The 13,975-nt window shown below is 34.0% G+C and carries 16 protein-coding genes; 9 read left to right on the top strand and 7 right to left on the bottom strand.

The features are described 5' to 3' along the window. Positions 1–146 precede the first annotated feature (146 nt). Positions 147–557 (bottom strand): thioesterase family protein, encoded by a 411-nt coding sequence (locus PUH65_RS05320; protein WP_305518768.1) that lies wholly within the window; start codon positions 555–557, stop codon positions 147–149. 134 nt (positions 558–691) lie between these two features. On the opposite strand from PUH65_RS05320, the gene dnaA reads away from it, so the two are divergent. From dnaA to PUH65_RS05300, 4 genes are all read left to right on the top strand, one after another. Beyond that, on the top strand, positions 692–2,146 hold the full coding sequence (gene dnaA, locus PUH65_RS05315; RefSeq protein WP_305518767.1) for a chromosomal replication initiator protein DnaA: 1,455 nt from the start codon (positions 692–694) through the stop codon (positions 2,144–2,146). 86 nt (positions 2,147–2,232) lie between these two features. After that, positions 2,233–2,787, top strand: coding sequence for a low molecular weight protein-tyrosine-phosphatase (locus tag PUH65_RS05310; protein ID WP_370692015.1), 555 nt, complete (start codon positions 2,233–2,235; stop codon positions 2,785–2,787). Beyond that, the gene (locus tag PUH65_RS05305) at positions 2,678–3,376 is read left to right on the top strand and encodes an SAM-dependent methyltransferase (RefSeq protein ID WP_305518766.1); all 699 of its coding nucleotides are present in this window, start codon (positions 2,678–2,680) and stop codon (positions 3,374–3,376) included. Before PUH65_RS05310 ends, PUH65_RS05305 begins: the two co-directional genes overlap by 110 nt. 72 nt (positions 3,377–3,448) lie before the next feature. Next, positions 3,449–3,829: a hypothetical protein gene (locus PUH65_RS05300; RefSeq protein ID WP_305518765.1), complete on the top strand. Its 381-nt coding sequence runs from the start codon at positions 3,449–3,451 to the stop codon at positions 3,827–3,829. A gap of 41 nt (positions 3,830–3,870) precedes the next feature. Here the strand turns inward: PUH65_RS05300 and PUH65_RS05295 are convergent, their stop codons facing one another. Further along, entirely contained in the window at positions 3,871–4,269 is a 399-nt protein-coding gene (locus tag PUH65_RS05295; protein WP_305518764.1) for a hypothetical protein, read from the bottom strand. A gap of 102 nt (positions 4,270–4,371) precedes the next feature. After that, complete coding sequence (locus tag PUH65_RS05290; protein WP_305518756.1) at positions 4,372–4,845, bottom strand: DUF962 domain-containing protein; 474 nt, start codon at positions 4,843–4,845, stop codon at positions 4,372–4,374. A 127-nt stretch (positions 4,846–4,972) separates the two neighbouring features. Between PUH65_RS05290 and PUH65_RS05285 the strand changes: the two genes are divergently transcribed. Then, positions 4,973–5,686 carry a bifunctional 2-polyprenyl-6-hydroxyphenol methylase/3-demethylubiquinol 3-O-methyltransferase UbiG gene (locus PUH65_RS05285; protein WP_305518754.1) on the top strand — a complete coding sequence of 238 codons (714 nt, stop codon included), beginning with the start codon at positions 4,973–4,975 and terminating at the stop codon, positions 5,684–5,686. 79 nt (positions 5,687–5,765) lie between these two features. On the opposite strand, the gene metG is transcribed toward PUH65_RS05285, so the two are convergent. Further along, positions 5,766–7,799 carry a methionine--tRNA ligase gene (gene metG / locus PUH65_RS05280; RefSeq protein ID WP_305518891.1) on the bottom strand — a complete coding sequence of 678 codons (2,034 nt, stop codon included), beginning with the start codon at positions 7,797–7,799 and terminating at the stop codon, positions 5,766–5,768. A 273-nt stretch (positions 7,800–8,072) separates the two neighbouring features. Here metG and PUH65_RS05275 point away from each other — a divergent pair, with 273 nt between their 5' ends. Then, positions 8,073–8,903 carry a GLPGLI family protein gene (locus tag PUH65_RS05275; RefSeq protein ID WP_305518752.1) on the top strand — a complete coding sequence of 277 codons (831 nt, stop codon included), beginning with the start codon at positions 8,073–8,075 and terminating at the stop codon, positions 8,901–8,903. Between the two features lie 207 nt (positions 8,904–9,110). Next, positions 9,111–9,632 carry a nuclear transport factor 2 family protein gene (locus PUH65_RS05270; protein WP_305518750.1) on the top strand — a complete coding sequence of 174 codons (522 nt, stop codon included), beginning with the start codon at positions 9,111–9,113 and terminating at the stop codon, positions 9,630–9,632. A gap of 13 nt (positions 9,633–9,645) precedes the next feature. Here the strand turns inward: PUH65_RS05270 and PUH65_RS05265 are convergent, their stop codons facing one another. Both PUH65_RS05265 and PUH65_RS05260 read right to left on the bottom strand, forming a co-directional pair. Further along, positions 9,646–9,999 carry a DUF488 domain-containing protein gene (locus tag PUH65_RS05265; RefSeq protein ID WP_305518748.1) on the bottom strand — a complete coding sequence of 118 codons (354 nt, stop codon included), beginning with the start codon at positions 9,997–9,999 and terminating at the stop codon, positions 9,646–9,648. 166 nt (positions 10,000–10,165) lie between these two features. Next, entirely contained in the window at positions 10,166–10,669 is a 504-nt protein-coding gene (locus PUH65_RS05260) for a hypothetical protein (RefSeq protein WP_305518746.1), read from the bottom strand. Positions 10,670–10,953: 284 nt separating this feature from the next. Between PUH65_RS05260 and PUH65_RS05255 the strand changes: the two genes are divergently transcribed. Continuing rightward, a complete protein-coding gene (locus PUH65_RS05255; RefSeq protein WP_305518745.1) occupies positions 10,954–11,676 on the top strand; it encodes a pirin family protein in 723 nt (240 codons plus the stop codon). Between the two features lie 77 nt (positions 11,677–11,753). On the opposite strand, the gene PUH65_RS05250 is transcribed toward PUH65_RS05255, so the two are convergent. Further along, the gene (locus tag PUH65_RS05250) at positions 11,754–12,626 is read right to left on the bottom strand and encodes a DUF808 domain-containing protein (RefSeq protein WP_305518890.1); all 873 of its coding nucleotides are present in this window, start codon (positions 12,624–12,626) and stop codon (positions 11,754–11,756) included. A gap of 323 nt (positions 12,627–12,949) precedes the next feature. Between PUH65_RS05250 and purM the strand changes: the two genes are divergently transcribed. After that, positions 12,950–13,939 carry a phosphoribosylformylglycinamidine cyclo-ligase gene (gene purM, locus PUH65_RS05245; protein WP_305518744.1) on the top strand — a complete coding sequence of 330 codons (990 nt, stop codon included), beginning with the start codon at positions 12,950–12,952 and terminating at the stop codon, positions 13,937–13,939. Positions 13,940–13,975: the final 36 nt, after the last annotated feature.

The raw sequence follows: 13,975 nt of genomic DNA, 5'->3' as shown, positions 1-13,975 counted from the left end.
CACTATTCTTAAAAATAAATAAAAATATTTTGAATAATGTAATTCAAAAGGAAGTTCCAGATTTTAAAAGCTTTTTGCAATTAGAAATATCGGTCAAAAAGAAAAAAAATAATCTGAGTTCAAAGTTATTTAAGGTTTCAGAAATTTTATTCTTTCCAATTTTTCTGGATGAGGTTCATTAAAAAATCCGGACACTTTACGATCTTATTTTTTTTTGAATCTAAGAAAAATAAGGTCGTTTTTGCCTCCGTAATTTTCTCTTTAGAATCATTATAAATTTCATATTCAAATTCGATTCTTACCCCTGGGATTTTTTTAATAAAAGTATGAATTTCGAGATTTTGATCGTAGAGGGCTGGTTTTAAATACTTAATGGAAAATTGGGATACGGGCAACCAAATTCCAAGTCGTTCGATCTCCTCATATGGCATACCAAGTTCTCGAAAAAGTTCTACCCGACCCACTTCAAAATAGGTCGCGTAATTGCCGTAATAGACATATTTCATAGGGTCGGTTTCGGCGTAACGAACTCTAATTGTGTGTGTTGTGTGTATCATCTTAAGTATTCAATTAATCATACAAATATATTTCTAATTAATCAATAGCACAAAGATTTTTTTTTGACGTTTAAAAATTACATCTTTGTCTTCCCGTCAAAATTAACAAGCGAAGGAAAAATTGCAGCAAGAAAATGGATGAAAATTTAACTATAATTTGGGAAAAATGTCTGACGTTTATGAGGGATAACCTTAACGCGGCGGAAGACAATACTGACCTAAAAAAACTCGAAAATTCTTTTGATTTATTGTTTGATAATGTACAACCTGTATCATTAATCAGCAATAATTTAACCCTACTGGTTCCGAGTGATTTCTACAAAGAATATATAGAAGATAATTATTTATCATTGCTCTCTGCTGCACTAAAAAAGAACATTGGAAAAGGAGTAAAACTTTGGTATTCCGTAATGGAAAATAAACCAGCTGGACAAGAGAAGCCAATTACCATGAACGTAAAAGGCAAAAGTGTACCGACTCCAAAAATGCAGGAAACTTTGCCACCATCATTTTCATCGAACGTCATCAATCCATTTGTCGTTCCGGGAATGAAGAAAATTAATATTGATTCTAACCTGAAAGCAGATTTTTCATTTGACAATTATGTAGAAGGGGAAAGCAATAAATTTGCTTCAACCGTTGCAAAATCTATTGCGAAAAGACCTGGTGCAACTGCTTTCAATCCATTATTTTTATATGGAGGTTACGGAGTTGGGAAAACCCACTTAGGACACGCTGTAGGTTTAGAAGTTAAAAACGCATACCCAGAAAAAGTAGTTCTTTATTTATCATCCGAGAAATTTATTCAGCAATTCGTTTCTGCTGCGAAAGCACATAAACAAACAGAATTTGCGAATTTCTACCAAATGGTTGATGTTTTAATTATTGATGATATTCAGTTCTTATCAGGGAAAAAATCTACGCAAGACAGTTTCTTCCACATTTTCGATTATCTGCACCAAAACGGAAAACAGATTATCTTAACTTCTGATAAAGCGCCGGTTGATATTCTTGATATACAGGATCGTATTGTTTCCCGTTTTAAATGGGGACTTTCAGCGGAAATTAAATCTCCGGATTTTGATACCAGACGTAAAATCATCGTTGATAAATTAAGTCGTGACGGAATCGTTCTTACAGAGGACATGCTCGATTACCTTGCCTCAGAAGTGAAAACCAACGTTCGCGAACTAATCGGGGTTATTAATTCTGTGATTGCTTATTCGACCATTTATAAGTCAGACTTATCATTGGAACTTCTGAAAGAAACCATCAGCAAGATTGCGGCTAATCAGAAAAAGGTTATCAATATTCCTTACATTCAGGATGTTGTTTGTGAATATTTCGGTATTCAAAGAGAACAATTGTTATCGAAAACACGTAAAAGAGAAATCGCATTACCAAGACAGTTAGCGATGTATTTTGCAAAGGAATTCACCAATGCTACCTTCAATAAAATCGGCGAAGAAATGGGCGGAAAAGACCATTCAACCGTAATGTACGCTTGCGATACGATTAAAGATGTTTCGAAAATCGACAAAGAAATTAAGAAATACGTAAAAGAATTAACTGAAAAAATCAAGCAGTAAATTTTATTACCATCATAGTATACAAAAGGAGTTTTTTTAAAAATTCCTTTTTTTATTTGTATTTTGCATCTTTATAAAAAGTCAATATGAAAATTTTAATGGTTTGCCTTGGCAACATTTGCAGAAGTCCTTTGGCAGAAGGTATTTTACAATCTAAACTTCCTGAAAACTTCATCGTAGATTCTGCCGGAACGATCGATATGCACGAAGGTAAAAATCCAGATCAACGGTCGATTAAGACCGGACAAAAGTATAATGTTGATATTTCTCAACAACGCTCAAGACCATTTACAGAAAATGATTTCAAAGAGTTTGATCACATTTACTGTATGGATCGAAATAATTTAAAAGACGTTTTGTCTCTGGCAAAAACGGACAGCGATCGAAATAAAGTTTCTTTAATTCTCGAAAATAATCAGGAAGTTCCGGATCCTTATTGGGGTGGAATGTCTGATTTTGACGCCGTTTATCAAGAGTTAAAAAATTCAAGGACTCAAAAATTCAATTACAAAAAAAACCAATTCCTCACAAATGCTATTTCTAATTCCTGCTTACTTATCAGAAAACTCACCGATCGATTATTTCGCTCCGGCGGTGAAAGAGTATATTTTAAAGACCGATTATTTCTTCGTGGAAAATGAAAAAACTGCCAGGAAAGTGATTAAGTTTTTTGCACCGGAAAAAAAACAATCAGATTTGAAACTGTTTCTTTTGGATAAAAACACAGAAAGAAAAGATTTACAGGAAGCCCAAATGTTGATGGTTAAAGGACAAGACTTCGGTTTGCTTTCAGAAGCCGGATTGCCTTGTATCGCAGATCCCGGGAATTTGATGGTGAAATGGTGTCATGAAAATGGCGTAAAAGTGATTCCCATTAATGGACCTTCATCGATTATAATGGCTTTAATTTCTAGTGGATTTAATGGTCAGGAATTTACCTTTCATGGTTACTTACCAATCGATAAATCTGAGAAAAAATCGAAAATTAAATGGTTGGACAGTCAGGTTCAAAATACGGGATTTTCCCAAATCTTTATGGAAACTCCTTATCGTAATAACCAGTTGTTTGAAGACTTGTGTAAGAATCTTCCGCCGCATGCAAAGTTGTGTATTGCGGCAAATATTAATGATCCGAAGGATGAGTTCATTAAAACTTTAACCATAAAAGACTGGCAGAAAAACAAGCCAGAACTTCATAAAATTCCGGCTGTTTTTGTGTTGGGAAGATAAACATTAACAACCATTAACATCGCCTTTGCATCATTGTTGTTTAAATAGTATTTAAGTTAAAAAATAAATATTATGAAAGATAGAAAAGTAGCAGGTCTGTGGATCGATACGCAAAAAGCAATTCTCGTAAAAAATCATGATGCACAAAATACTTCTGATTTCAAGTTATGCGAACCTATAAAAGCGGAAGTGCAAGGTTGGAATAGCAGTGAGAAAAATGCAAATAATGCAGAACAGACCAACCGAATGAAGTTCTTTAAAGAAATTGATCACATGATTGAAAATACTGAAGAATTGTACATCACCGGTCCAGGTCAGGTTCAGGAAGAATTCAAAAGATATCTTCACGAAACAGCACAGTTTAAAAACCTGAAAATTACTTTAGATACCGCACAACATATGAGCGATGAAGAAGTTTTAGAAACAGTTAAAAAACATTTTGAGAATAATTAAAATTTTCCGTAGCAAAAAGGTCAGATATTTCTGACCTTTTTCTATTTGTTATAATGGTATTTGTAACCGTTATTTACATCTTCACCTAAATACAAATCGGTTGTATTTATGCTTTCAACAATTAAATGCGGATCATTACTTAAATTAAGAAACAGTTTTTCTAAATGATCAGTATTCGTTACCCCTAGACCTAAATAGTAAGTTCCTTCGCTTACGACTTCTCCATTTTCCTTAATGGTATAAAGGGATTCTGCGGTTAAAGTCATCGTTCTGGTAATACCGGTGTTTGCAGGAGTTTGGTTTACGTTATCAGTTCCGCCAGTTGTTGAAACCCAGGTCCAAACGCCAACATATTGTTCGTTATCTGTTTCATCTTCTCTCGTACCACATGAAAAAAGAAGGAGTAAAAATGCGGACAGAAGGATGATTTTTTTTATCATGATCTCAGTTCTTTTAGAATTAATATTCCGCAAATTTAAGGTTTTTAGTAGGTTTTGCTCTTTTTCTAAGCGGTAGAAACTCAAAAGATGAGAGAAGTCATTTTAATATTTAAGGTTCAGTTTCTTTAAAATAAAGTGAAGCAGCCAAATCGGACCAATCAAGAGAAACTGTAAATCTTTCAAGAAACTCGGTTTTTTACCTTCCACTTTATGTCCATAAAATTGTCCGATCCAAGAGAGAACAAAAACGACAACAAAGAAAATCCAGGATTGATGTTCAAATTTGACATTTACAAAATATACCAGATGTTCCATCAACAACATTATAAAAATCATGATGACGGTAATTCTCCACGACAGTCTGAAATAAAATATCGTTACCAAAAGAACTGCAATAATACTCACAATGCTGATGCACCCGAAATATTGAACACAAAAATGGGGTGCTGGAATTAATGAAATGAATCCTAAAATCGACCAAAATATTAAAGGAACACAAATCCAGTGAATCATCTCGTTCGTATGATTTTGATGGCTTTCACCGTATTCGGCAAAGAGTTGATCGATCTTTCTCATAAGTTTTGATGGTTTTGTTAGCCTAAATTAATCATTCTTTTAATAAAAAGATTATTTTTTTTAATAATATGTTTCGTGAATTGACTGTCGCTCATTATTTCCTTATTTTTGGCGAAATTATATGACAATGAAAGATTTAATGGGACAGGCGATTTGGGATTTTTACCATAATCAAAGTCCCGAGAATTTATTAACCGAAACCTCCATTTCAGAAATTGATGATTTGCCAGTCGATTATCTTTTCCGCGATTTTGATGAAATGAATTTGCTGGAACAAAAAGCCCTAGAATTATCGAAAGGAAAAGTTTTGGATATTGGCGCAGGAGCCGGTTCGCACAGTTTGTATCTTCAAGATGAAAAAGGTTTAGATGTTTTAGCCTTAGATTTCTCCCCAAAATCAATTGAGGTTTGTCAGTTGCGTGGCGTGAAAAATACGGTGTGTTCAGATATTCTTCAATTTTCCGGTGAAACATACGATACGGTTTTGTTGTTAATGAATGGAACAGGAATTTTTCAAACCTTAGATAAAATCGATTTATACTTAGAAAAATTACATTCACTTTTAAAGGACGACGGACAAATTTTAATTGACAGCACCGATATTCTGTACATGTACGACCGGGATGAAGATGGAGGCGTAATGGTTCCCGCCAATCATTATTACGGCGAAGTCGATTACTTCATCCATTATAAACTCGACACAGAAAAACCGATTAAATGGTTATATCTGGATTTAGAAACATTGAAAAGAGCCGTTGAAAATAACGGATTTACGATTGAAAAAATTCTGCAGGAAGAAGATTCTTTTTTAGCGAGATTAACGAAAAAAGACCTGAATTAATTTCAGGTCTTTTTTTATTTATTGGCTTCGTTAAGTGAAACGCCTTTGCGTTAAAAAAAACATAGTATCAAGAAATTAATTATCCAATCTCTATACCGTTTTCTACTTGCTTTTCAGGAGTTACAAATACTAATTTTCCGTCAGCGTCATTTGTTAAAAGCAACATTCCCTGAGATTCGATTCCTCTGATTTTACGTGGCGCAAGATTTAACAAAATCATGACTTGTTTTCCAACGCATTCTTCCGGCGTGAAACTTTCAGCAACTCCAGAAACAACGGTTCTTACATCAACTCCAGTGTCTACGGAGAATTTCAATAGTTTATCTGCTTTCTCTACTTTTTCTGCAGTCAGAATTGTAGCCGTTCTTAAATCTATTTTGGTAAAATCATCAAATTGAATTTCTTCTTTCATCGGGTTGGCTTTAGGATTGGTTTTTTTGTTGGATTCTTTGGTGTTCTCTAATTTCTGAATTTGAAATTCAATCGTTTCGTCTTCAATTTTAGAAAATAATAATTCTGACGGATTAATTAAATGTCCGGTTTTGATCAATACTTTATTGTTTTTAATGTCTGTCCAATTGAGTTGAGAAACATTAAACATTTTCTGTAATTTCTCCGCACTGAAAGGAAGGAATGGTTCACAGATCTGTGCTAATCCAACTGCGATTTGTGCTGCAATAAATAAAGAACCTGCGGCTTTTTCCGGATTGTCTTTAATCGTTTTCCAAGGTTCTTCGATCTGAAGATATTGATTTCCGAAACGTGCTAAGTTCATCATTGAAGTCAAAGCATTTCTGAATTCATAGTTTTCTAAAAAATTTTCAACTTCGGTAGCGGCTTTCGTGATCTCGTTTAATTCTTCTGCATTTTCATTTCCGGCTGGAACAACTCCGTCGTAATATTTATGAATCAGAACAGCAACTCTATTAATAAAGTTCCCGAAAATTCCCACCAATTCAGAATTGTTTTTGGTTTGAAAATCTTTCCAGGTAAAATTATTGTCTTTGGTTTCCGGAGCGGAAGAAAGAAGTGCATAACGCAGAACATCTTGCTGTCCCGGGAATTCCTGAACATATTCGTGAGCCCAAACTGCCCAGTTACGGGAAGTTGAGATTTTATCGTTTTCTAAATTTAAAAATTCAAAGGCTGGAACATTCGTCGGCATAATATAATCGCCGTGCGCTTTCATCATCGCCGGGAAAATAATACAGTGGAAAACAATATTGTCTTTTCCAATAAAATGTACCAAATCTGTATTCTCATTTTGCCAGTAATCTTTCCAGTCTTTTCCATTTTTTTCTGCCCATTCCTGAGTGAAAGAAATGTAGCCAATCGGCGCATCAAACCAAACATAAAGCACTTTTCCTTCTGCATTTGGAAGAGGAACAGGAACGCCCCAATTTAAATCACGAGTCATCGCTCTTGGTTTCAAACCATCGGTCAACCATGATTTTACCTGTCCGTAAACATTGGGTTTCCAGTCGTCTTTATGACCTTCGATAATCCATTCATTCAAAAAATCTTCGTATTCATTTAAAGGAAGATACCAGTTTTTAGTTTCCTTTAAAATGGGAACATTTCCGCTTAACATTGATTTTGGATTGATCAATTCTGAAGGCGAAAGGGTAGAGCCACATTTTTCGCACTGATCACCATAAGCGTTTTCATTGCCACAATTCGGGCAAGTTCCTACGATGTAACGGTCTGCAAGAAATTCATTCGCTTGCTCATCAAAGTATTGTTCTGAAACTTCTTCGATAAACTTTCCTTTATTATATAAGGTCTTGAAAAAATCCTGACTCACATCGTGATGTCTTTTAGAGGTCGTTCGGGAATATTCATCAAAAGAAATTCCCAAATCTTCGAAAGATTGTTTGATGATTCCGTGGTATTTATCAACGATATCTTGTGGAGTCACGCCTTCTTTTTTAGCACGAATTGTAATCGGAATTCCGTGTTCATCGGAACCGCATATAAAAGCAACGTCTTTTCCCAATCTTCTTTGAAATCTTGCATACACATCGGCGGGAATATAAACTCCGGCTAAATGGCCAATATGAACCGGTCCGTTTGCGTACGGCAAGGCCGCCGTAATCATCTTTCTATCTGACATCATGTTTGTCTATTTTTTGCAAAGATAAGGGTTCTGAGAGTTAATTAAAAATCATTGTTTCTTTAATGATTATTTTTTACCCTACATATGCCGAGGGTATTTTTATAGTACTTCCGATTTCAGATTATTGTAAGGAAACAGGAATTTGATTTATTTTTACTGTCCATTTTTTTATATTTATAAATAATGATTTTGATGATCAACGAAATATTGTTGATTTCACTGTTATCTCATGTAAATCATTTATATTTAACACCTTTAAGAATCTTAAATATGAAAAGGTTAGTTGTTTTGTGCTTGTTGGGTATGACTTTCAACTTTGGTTTTTCGCAAGGGCACCGTTTTATTTATGAATTGCATTTCAAAAGTGATTCTACAAAAAATAAATTTGATTCCATAAAAGTTATTTTAGATGTGGGCAAGGAAAATACCAAGTTTTATGATATGGAATTTTTACGGATTGATTCTATACGCAAGAATACACTCGAAAATTGGACGATGAACAGTCCTTCCCAACAATTGACTAAGAGAAAGAAAGGAAGTTCTATTAATCAGAATTATAGAGACAACCTTTTTGATTATTTTCTGATTGAATCTAAAGATGAAATGAAGTGGAAGATTTTTCCTGAGATTAAAAAAGCAGGGGAGTACAATCTACAAAAAGCAACCACAGATTTCGGAGGAAGACATTGGATTGCCTGGTTTTGCACCGAAATTCCGATTAATGAAGGTCCTTACAAATTCCAGGGATTACCGGGTTTAATTTTTGAAATTTCAGATTTTGGCAATAATTATTCCTATAAATTAATCGGCAATATAAAATTAGAAACTGACTTTGATACCACTGACTTTCTGGAGACTCATTATGGGGAAAAACCTGTAAAAATCACCAATAAAAAATTCAATGAGATCAAACTTAATTACTTCAGCGACCCTTATTCCTGGGCCAGAACAGCGGAGGAGTGGAGTGTGAATTTCGGGGACGGAAAAGTGTACCACACGAAAGAAGATATTCCGTATCTAACGAAAAGAACGCAGGAGGAATTGCGTAGAAATAACAACCCGATAGAACTTGATACCGCTCTTCCATATCCTTTAAAATAAAAAGTTGATTGCGCTTTTTTTTTGTTTTATTTTTCTGTTGTTTTTACATTCAGAAAGTAGAATCCGCATTTTTGGATTCACCACTGAGAATTCCGACCTCCAGATTTTACTTTATAGGAAGATATTGCTTTATCCATCAACTAGAATCACGGTTTACGGAAAATATTTGTTAGTTTTAGACCATTAATAATTATAATTTAAAAAAATATGAAAAAGAATATCGTATTTACATTAATCGCATTTCTATTGGTTTGCTCTAATTCTCTTTTCTCTCAGAAGAAAGGGTTTTATGAAAATGTTCAGAAAAAGAATGTTGGTAAAGTTTTAGATGATTTGAATCTTTACGCCTCAAAGGCTGACTTTAAAAATTACTTTAAACTTTATGCAGAAGAGTCAACTTTTATCGGGACAGATGCCAATGAAGTCTGGAATAAAAAAGAATTCATGGATTATTCTAAACCGCATTTCGAAAAAGGAAAAGCCTGGAATTTTACTTCATTAAAAAGAAACATCACTTTTAGTGCTGATGGAAAATATGCGTGGTTTGATGAATTACTAGATACCCAAATGAAACTTTGTCGCGGAAGTGGCGTTCTGGAAAAAATCGGAACGCAGTGGAAAATCAAACAATATGTCTTATCGATGACGGTTCCCAATGATGTGAGTAACGAAATTATTAAAATAAAAACACCAATTGAAGATGTAATCATCTCTGGTTTGAAGAAATAAAATAGGTTTTCTATTATTTAAAAAACTGCATCAAAAACGACTTTAAAACTGGAGTTTCACTTGTGGTAATATCTTTTACCGAAGTCATCAGCGTGATTGTTTTATGGGTTTTTATTTGATTTAAAAAACCTTCTGTCTGAGTGTTTTCTTTGAGTTCTTTTAAATATTTATTACTGAAAACTGCAAAATCAATTTCTTTTCCGTGGTAAGATTTTCGCAATTCTGTTGAAGGTGCAATTTCCTTTGCCCATAAATCGATCTGTGCATCTTCCTTTTTCACTCCTCTCGGCCAAAGTCGGTCGGCGAGAATTCTGAAACCATCTTCTTTGTCGGGATTATCGTAGATTCTTTTTTCTGAAATTTTCATCTTTATAAAATTTATTAAAATTAATGAAAATGATTTATTTTCTAACTCTTTGAACTTTAAATCCTCGAATGTAACGTTTGAAATTTCAATATTTAATTTCATAAAACGATTAAATAAAAAAAGCGAACAAAAAAATGCCCGCTTTATTGTAGATTTAATATTCTTACTATCCTTCTTCTTCCTCCGTAACTGTAGATTCTTTTTTGCATTCAGCAGAACAATGAGAGCAACCGCAATTTCCTCCAAATATTTCGGCATTGCATCCGTGTGCACATTGAGTTGATGTGCATTTACAAGTTTTTCCTTCACTAATCAATGCTGTTTCATCACCGTTCGTAGAGAATATATGTGCTATACTTATTCCATTTGTTGATTTTGCTTGCAATACATAAATAGGCTTATTAGCGTCTTTTTTATCCTTTTCGGATTGAGTTAGTTTTCTTAACTTAATATCAGATAGTTTTTGATTTTTTTCAAGTCCAGCATCTCTGCTTATTCTATCAATTATCTTATTGCTCGAAATGTCTCTATTTAAATCGGACTTTGTAGTAAATCGATTTGAAAGAGGATTTACAGTATCAATCGTTTTAAATGCTGTCTCTCTTGCTCCACAAGAAAATAATATTATTACCAATAATAAAATAGATGAGAAACTAAATAGTGTTTTCATAATAAATAATTTATTTGGTTATTATAGTAAATGTAAAAAAAAACCTTTATGATTATTAAATTAGACAAAATTGATGTTTATTTTTATTAAGTTTTAATATTTGTTTGAAATCAGAACATCTACAATTTCCTGGGTGGTATATTTAAAAAAAACGTAATTAACAAAAAATAGGCTTTCAGTTAAATTAAAAGTTTCTTATCTTAAATCAATGTTTTTCAATACGTAACATGTTATTTTTGTAGAGTAATTAAAGAGTAAATATTTTAAAATAAAATAAAACAGATATGAAAACAATTTATCACAAATCAGATTCTCGTGGCTATGCAGATCACGGTTGGCTGAAATCTCACCACACTTTTAGTTTTGCGAATTATTACAATCCTGAAAGAATGAACTTCGGAGTTTTACGTGTTCTTAATGACGACCAGGTTGCTTCGGGAATGGGCTTCGGAACGCATCCACATCGTGATATGGAAATTATTTCAATTCCTTTGGAAGGTGATTTGGAACACAAAGATTCTATGGGCACTACTTCCGTTATTAAAAAAGGAGAAATTCAGGTGATGAGTGCTGGAACCGGCGTGCAACACAGCGAATACAATAAAAAAAAAGACGAACTCGTTAAGTTTTTACAGATTTGGATTATTCCAAACAAAATGAATGTTGAACCGCGTTACGACCAAATCAGCATTAAAGAAGGTGAGAAGTTAAATGATTTCCAGCAGATTCTTTCTCCCAATCGGGACGATGAAGGAGTTTGGATTCACCAAAACGCCTGGTTTAATTTAGCAAAATTTGAAAAGGGAAATTCAAAAGAATACAAATTACACGATTCAAAAAATGGCGTTTATATTTTCGTTTTAAGGGGTTCAGCCAAAGTCGGCGACCAAAATTTAGAAACCAGAGACGGCTTCGGAATTTGGGAAACTGACGCTTTTACTTTAGAAGCCACGGAAGATTCAGAAATATTATTAATGGAAGTTCCCATGGATTTACCGAGAATGTAATCATTCGTTGAAATAAGATAAAATCAAAAAACGGGTTGCAGTGAATGCTACCCGTTTTCTTTATTATTTTAAAGCCCTTATTTCTTTACTAAAGAGTACAGTTTCTTTCCGGCACTTACGATTGCAAACATTCCTAAACCTGCGATAATTCCATAAAGAGCGTGTTTTGCCATTTCGGTCACGTGCGGTAAAAACCGATGAACCAATTCGATATTGTGGTCAAAAATTCCACCTGAAACTAATAACAAAGCAATCGTTCCAATAATTGATAAGGCTTTGATAATCATGGGCAAGGCTTTCACTAACGCTTTTCCCAAAAAATTAAAAAATCCTTTGTTGTGTGATTTTTCAATAAGTTTATAACCGGCGTCATCCATTCTTACTATTAAGGCTACAATTCCGTAAACTCCCACGGTTGCTAAAATTGCTACGATGGAAACGGTCACAATTTGTATTGGTAAAGATTTTTCCAAAACTGAACCTAAAGCGATAATCACAATTTCCAAAGACAAAATAAAATCGGTCGTAATCGCTGATTTCACTTTTATTTTTTCAGCAGTTTCAGCACTTACTCCATTTGAAAATTCTTCATTTTCTGCTTCGTGCTTCTCTTTTTTATGAAACAGATATTCGATGATTTTCTCCACGCCTTCATAAGCCAGATAAAGTCCGCCCAAAATAAGAATGAACTTAATCGCCGGCGGAAAAATAAACTGCAACAAAAAGGCAATCGGAATAATAATCAGTTTATTCACAAAAGAACCCTTCATGATCGCCCAAAGAACCGGGACTTCACGTGAAGACAAAAAGCCAGTTGCTTTCTCAGCATTCACGGCTAAGTCGTCGCCCAATATTCCTGCCGTTTGTTTGGTCGCCACTTTCGAGGCAACTGCAACATCGTCCATTAAGGCAGCAATATCATCCAATACCGCAAAAAATCCTGAAGCCATATCTATTTCTTTGTCGCAAAAATAAAGAATTCCAACTAATATTTTCATTAATAATTAAAATCAACGCAGAATTTAATTATTAAAAATTATAGAAAAATTATCATTTATAATTTTAGAATCAGGTTTAAAAATCTTATTTTCGCAGAACTAAATTTTTAAAAGTGAAACTGCATTTATTACATTCACCAAAAGAAATATTCCAAGATTTTGGAAATGTAATCGACGCTGAAAAATAAACAAAAAGCCGACGGTCAAAATGACTGTCGGCTTTTTTATTTTATTAAAAAGAATTATTTTAGAATCATAATATTAAAGAAACAAAAATGAGCAATACCTATAAATCTGCGGGTGTCGATAAAGAAGAAGGTTACAAAACCGTCGATAAAATCAAAAAGGCCGTTGCCGAAACGCACAACAAAAATGTTTTGAATAATCTCGGAAGTTTTGGAGCATTCTACGAAATCGCTGGCTACAAAAACCCCGTTCTCGTAAGTGGAACCGATGGAGTAGGAACCAAACTGAAAGTGGCTTTAGATTCTAAAAAATACGATTCTATCGGTGTTGACTGTTTTGCAATGTGTGCCAACGATATTTTATGTCACGGTGCAAAACCTTTATTTTTCCTCGACTATTTAGCCTGTGGAAAATTAGATGCCGACATCGCCGCCGAAATTGTAATGGGAATGGTAAAAGCATGTAAAGACAATAATTGTGCATTGATCGGTGGCGAAACTGCAGAAATGCCGGGAATGTACAAACCGGGCGATTATGATGTTGCAGGTTTCTGCGTCGGAATTGTAGAGAAAGATCAAATCATCGACGGTTCTAAAATTAAACCAGGTTGCAAAATTATCGCTTTACCAAGTTCAGGATTTCACTCGAATGGATTTTCTTTGGTAAGAAAAATATTTACTGATTTCAATGAAGAGTTTGAAGGAAAGCCTTTATATGAAACACTTCTTGTTCCGACCAAATTATATTACCAGCCGATTCATAAAATTTTAGAAGAAGTTGATGTTTGTGGAATTGCCCATATTACCGGTGGTGGAATTATCGAAAATATCCCTAGAATTATTCCTGAGAATTTGTGTGCAACAATCGATGCTTCAAAAATTAAAATTCCTTCCGTAATGCTCGAATTAGAAAAACGCGGAAATATTGAGCGCATGGAAATGTACGGAACATTCAATATGGGAGTTGGAATGGTTGTGGTGATTGATGAAGAACATGCTTCAAAAGTTTTAAATCTTATTGATGATGCTTACGAAATCGGTGAAATAACAGAAGGTCCGGAAAAAATACAGTTAATTTAATGTTTTAAAGAATCGATAAGTAAAAGGTCGAATTGA

The organism is Kaistella sp. SH40-3, from assembly GCF_030686865.1.
Classification (GTDB): domain Bacteria; phylum Bacteroidota; class Bacteroidia; order Flavobacteriales; family Weeksellaceae; genus Kaistella.
The sequence above is the reverse complement of the archived record's forward strand: the minus strand, read 5'-3'. Positions and strand labels throughout refer to the sequence as shown.

Coding starts and splice junctions, on each gene's coding strand:
- PUH65_RS05320 (WP_305518768.1), bottom strand. CDS start 557: ATGATACACACAACACACACAATTAGAGTTCGTTACGCCGAAACCGAC.
- dnaA (WP_305518767.1), top strand. CDS start 692: ATGGATGAAAATTTAACTATAATTTGGGAAAAATGTCTGACGTTTATG.
- PUH65_RS05310 (WP_370692015.1), top strand. CDS start 2,233: ATGAAAATTTTAATGGTTTGCCTTGGCAACATTTGCAGAAGTCCTTTG.
- PUH65_RS05305 (WP_305518766.1), top strand. CDS start 2,678: ATGCTATTTCTAATTCCTGCTTACTTATCAGAAAACTCACCGATCGAT.
- PUH65_RS05300 (WP_305518765.1), top strand. CDS start 3,449: ATGAAAGATAGAAAAGTAGCAGGTCTGTGGATCGATACGCAAAAAGCA.
- PUH65_RS05295 (WP_305518764.1), bottom strand. CDS start 4,269: ATGATAAAAAAAATCATCCTTCTGTCCGCATTTTTACTCCTTCTTTTT.
- PUH65_RS05290 (WP_305518756.1), bottom strand. CDS start 4,845: ATGAGAAAGATCGATCAACTCTTTGCCGAATACGGTGAAAGCCATCAA.
- PUH65_RS05285 (WP_305518754.1), top strand. CDS start 4,973: ATGAAAGATTTAATGGGACAGGCGATTTGGGATTTTTACCATAATCAA.
- metG (WP_305518891.1), bottom strand. CDS start 7,799: ATGTCAGATAGAAAGATGATTACGGCGGCCTTGCCGTACGCAAACGGA.
- PUH65_RS05275 (WP_305518752.1), top strand. CDS start 8,073: ATGAAAAGGTTAGTTGTTTTGTGCTTGTTGGGTATGACTTTCAACTTT.
- PUH65_RS05270 (WP_305518750.1), top strand. CDS start 9,111: ATGAAAAAGAATATCGTATTTACATTAATCGCATTTCTATTGGTTTGC.
- PUH65_RS05265 (WP_305518748.1), bottom strand. CDS start 9,999: ATGAAAATTTCAGAAAAAAGAATCTACGATAATCCCGACAAAGAAGAT.
- PUH65_RS05260 (WP_305518746.1), bottom strand. CDS start 10,669: ATGAAAACACTATTTAGTTTCTCATCTATTTTATTATTGGTAATAATA.
- PUH65_RS05255 (WP_305518745.1), top strand. CDS start 10,954: ATGAAAACAATTTATCACAAATCAGATTCTCGTGGCTATGCAGATCAC.
- PUH65_RS05250 (WP_305518890.1), bottom strand. CDS start 12,626: ATGGCTTCAGGATTTTTTGCGGTATTGGATGATATTGCTGCCTTAATG.
- purM (WP_305518744.1), top strand. CDS start 12,950: ATGAGCAATACCTATAAATCTGCGGGTGTCGATAAAGAAGAAGGTTAC.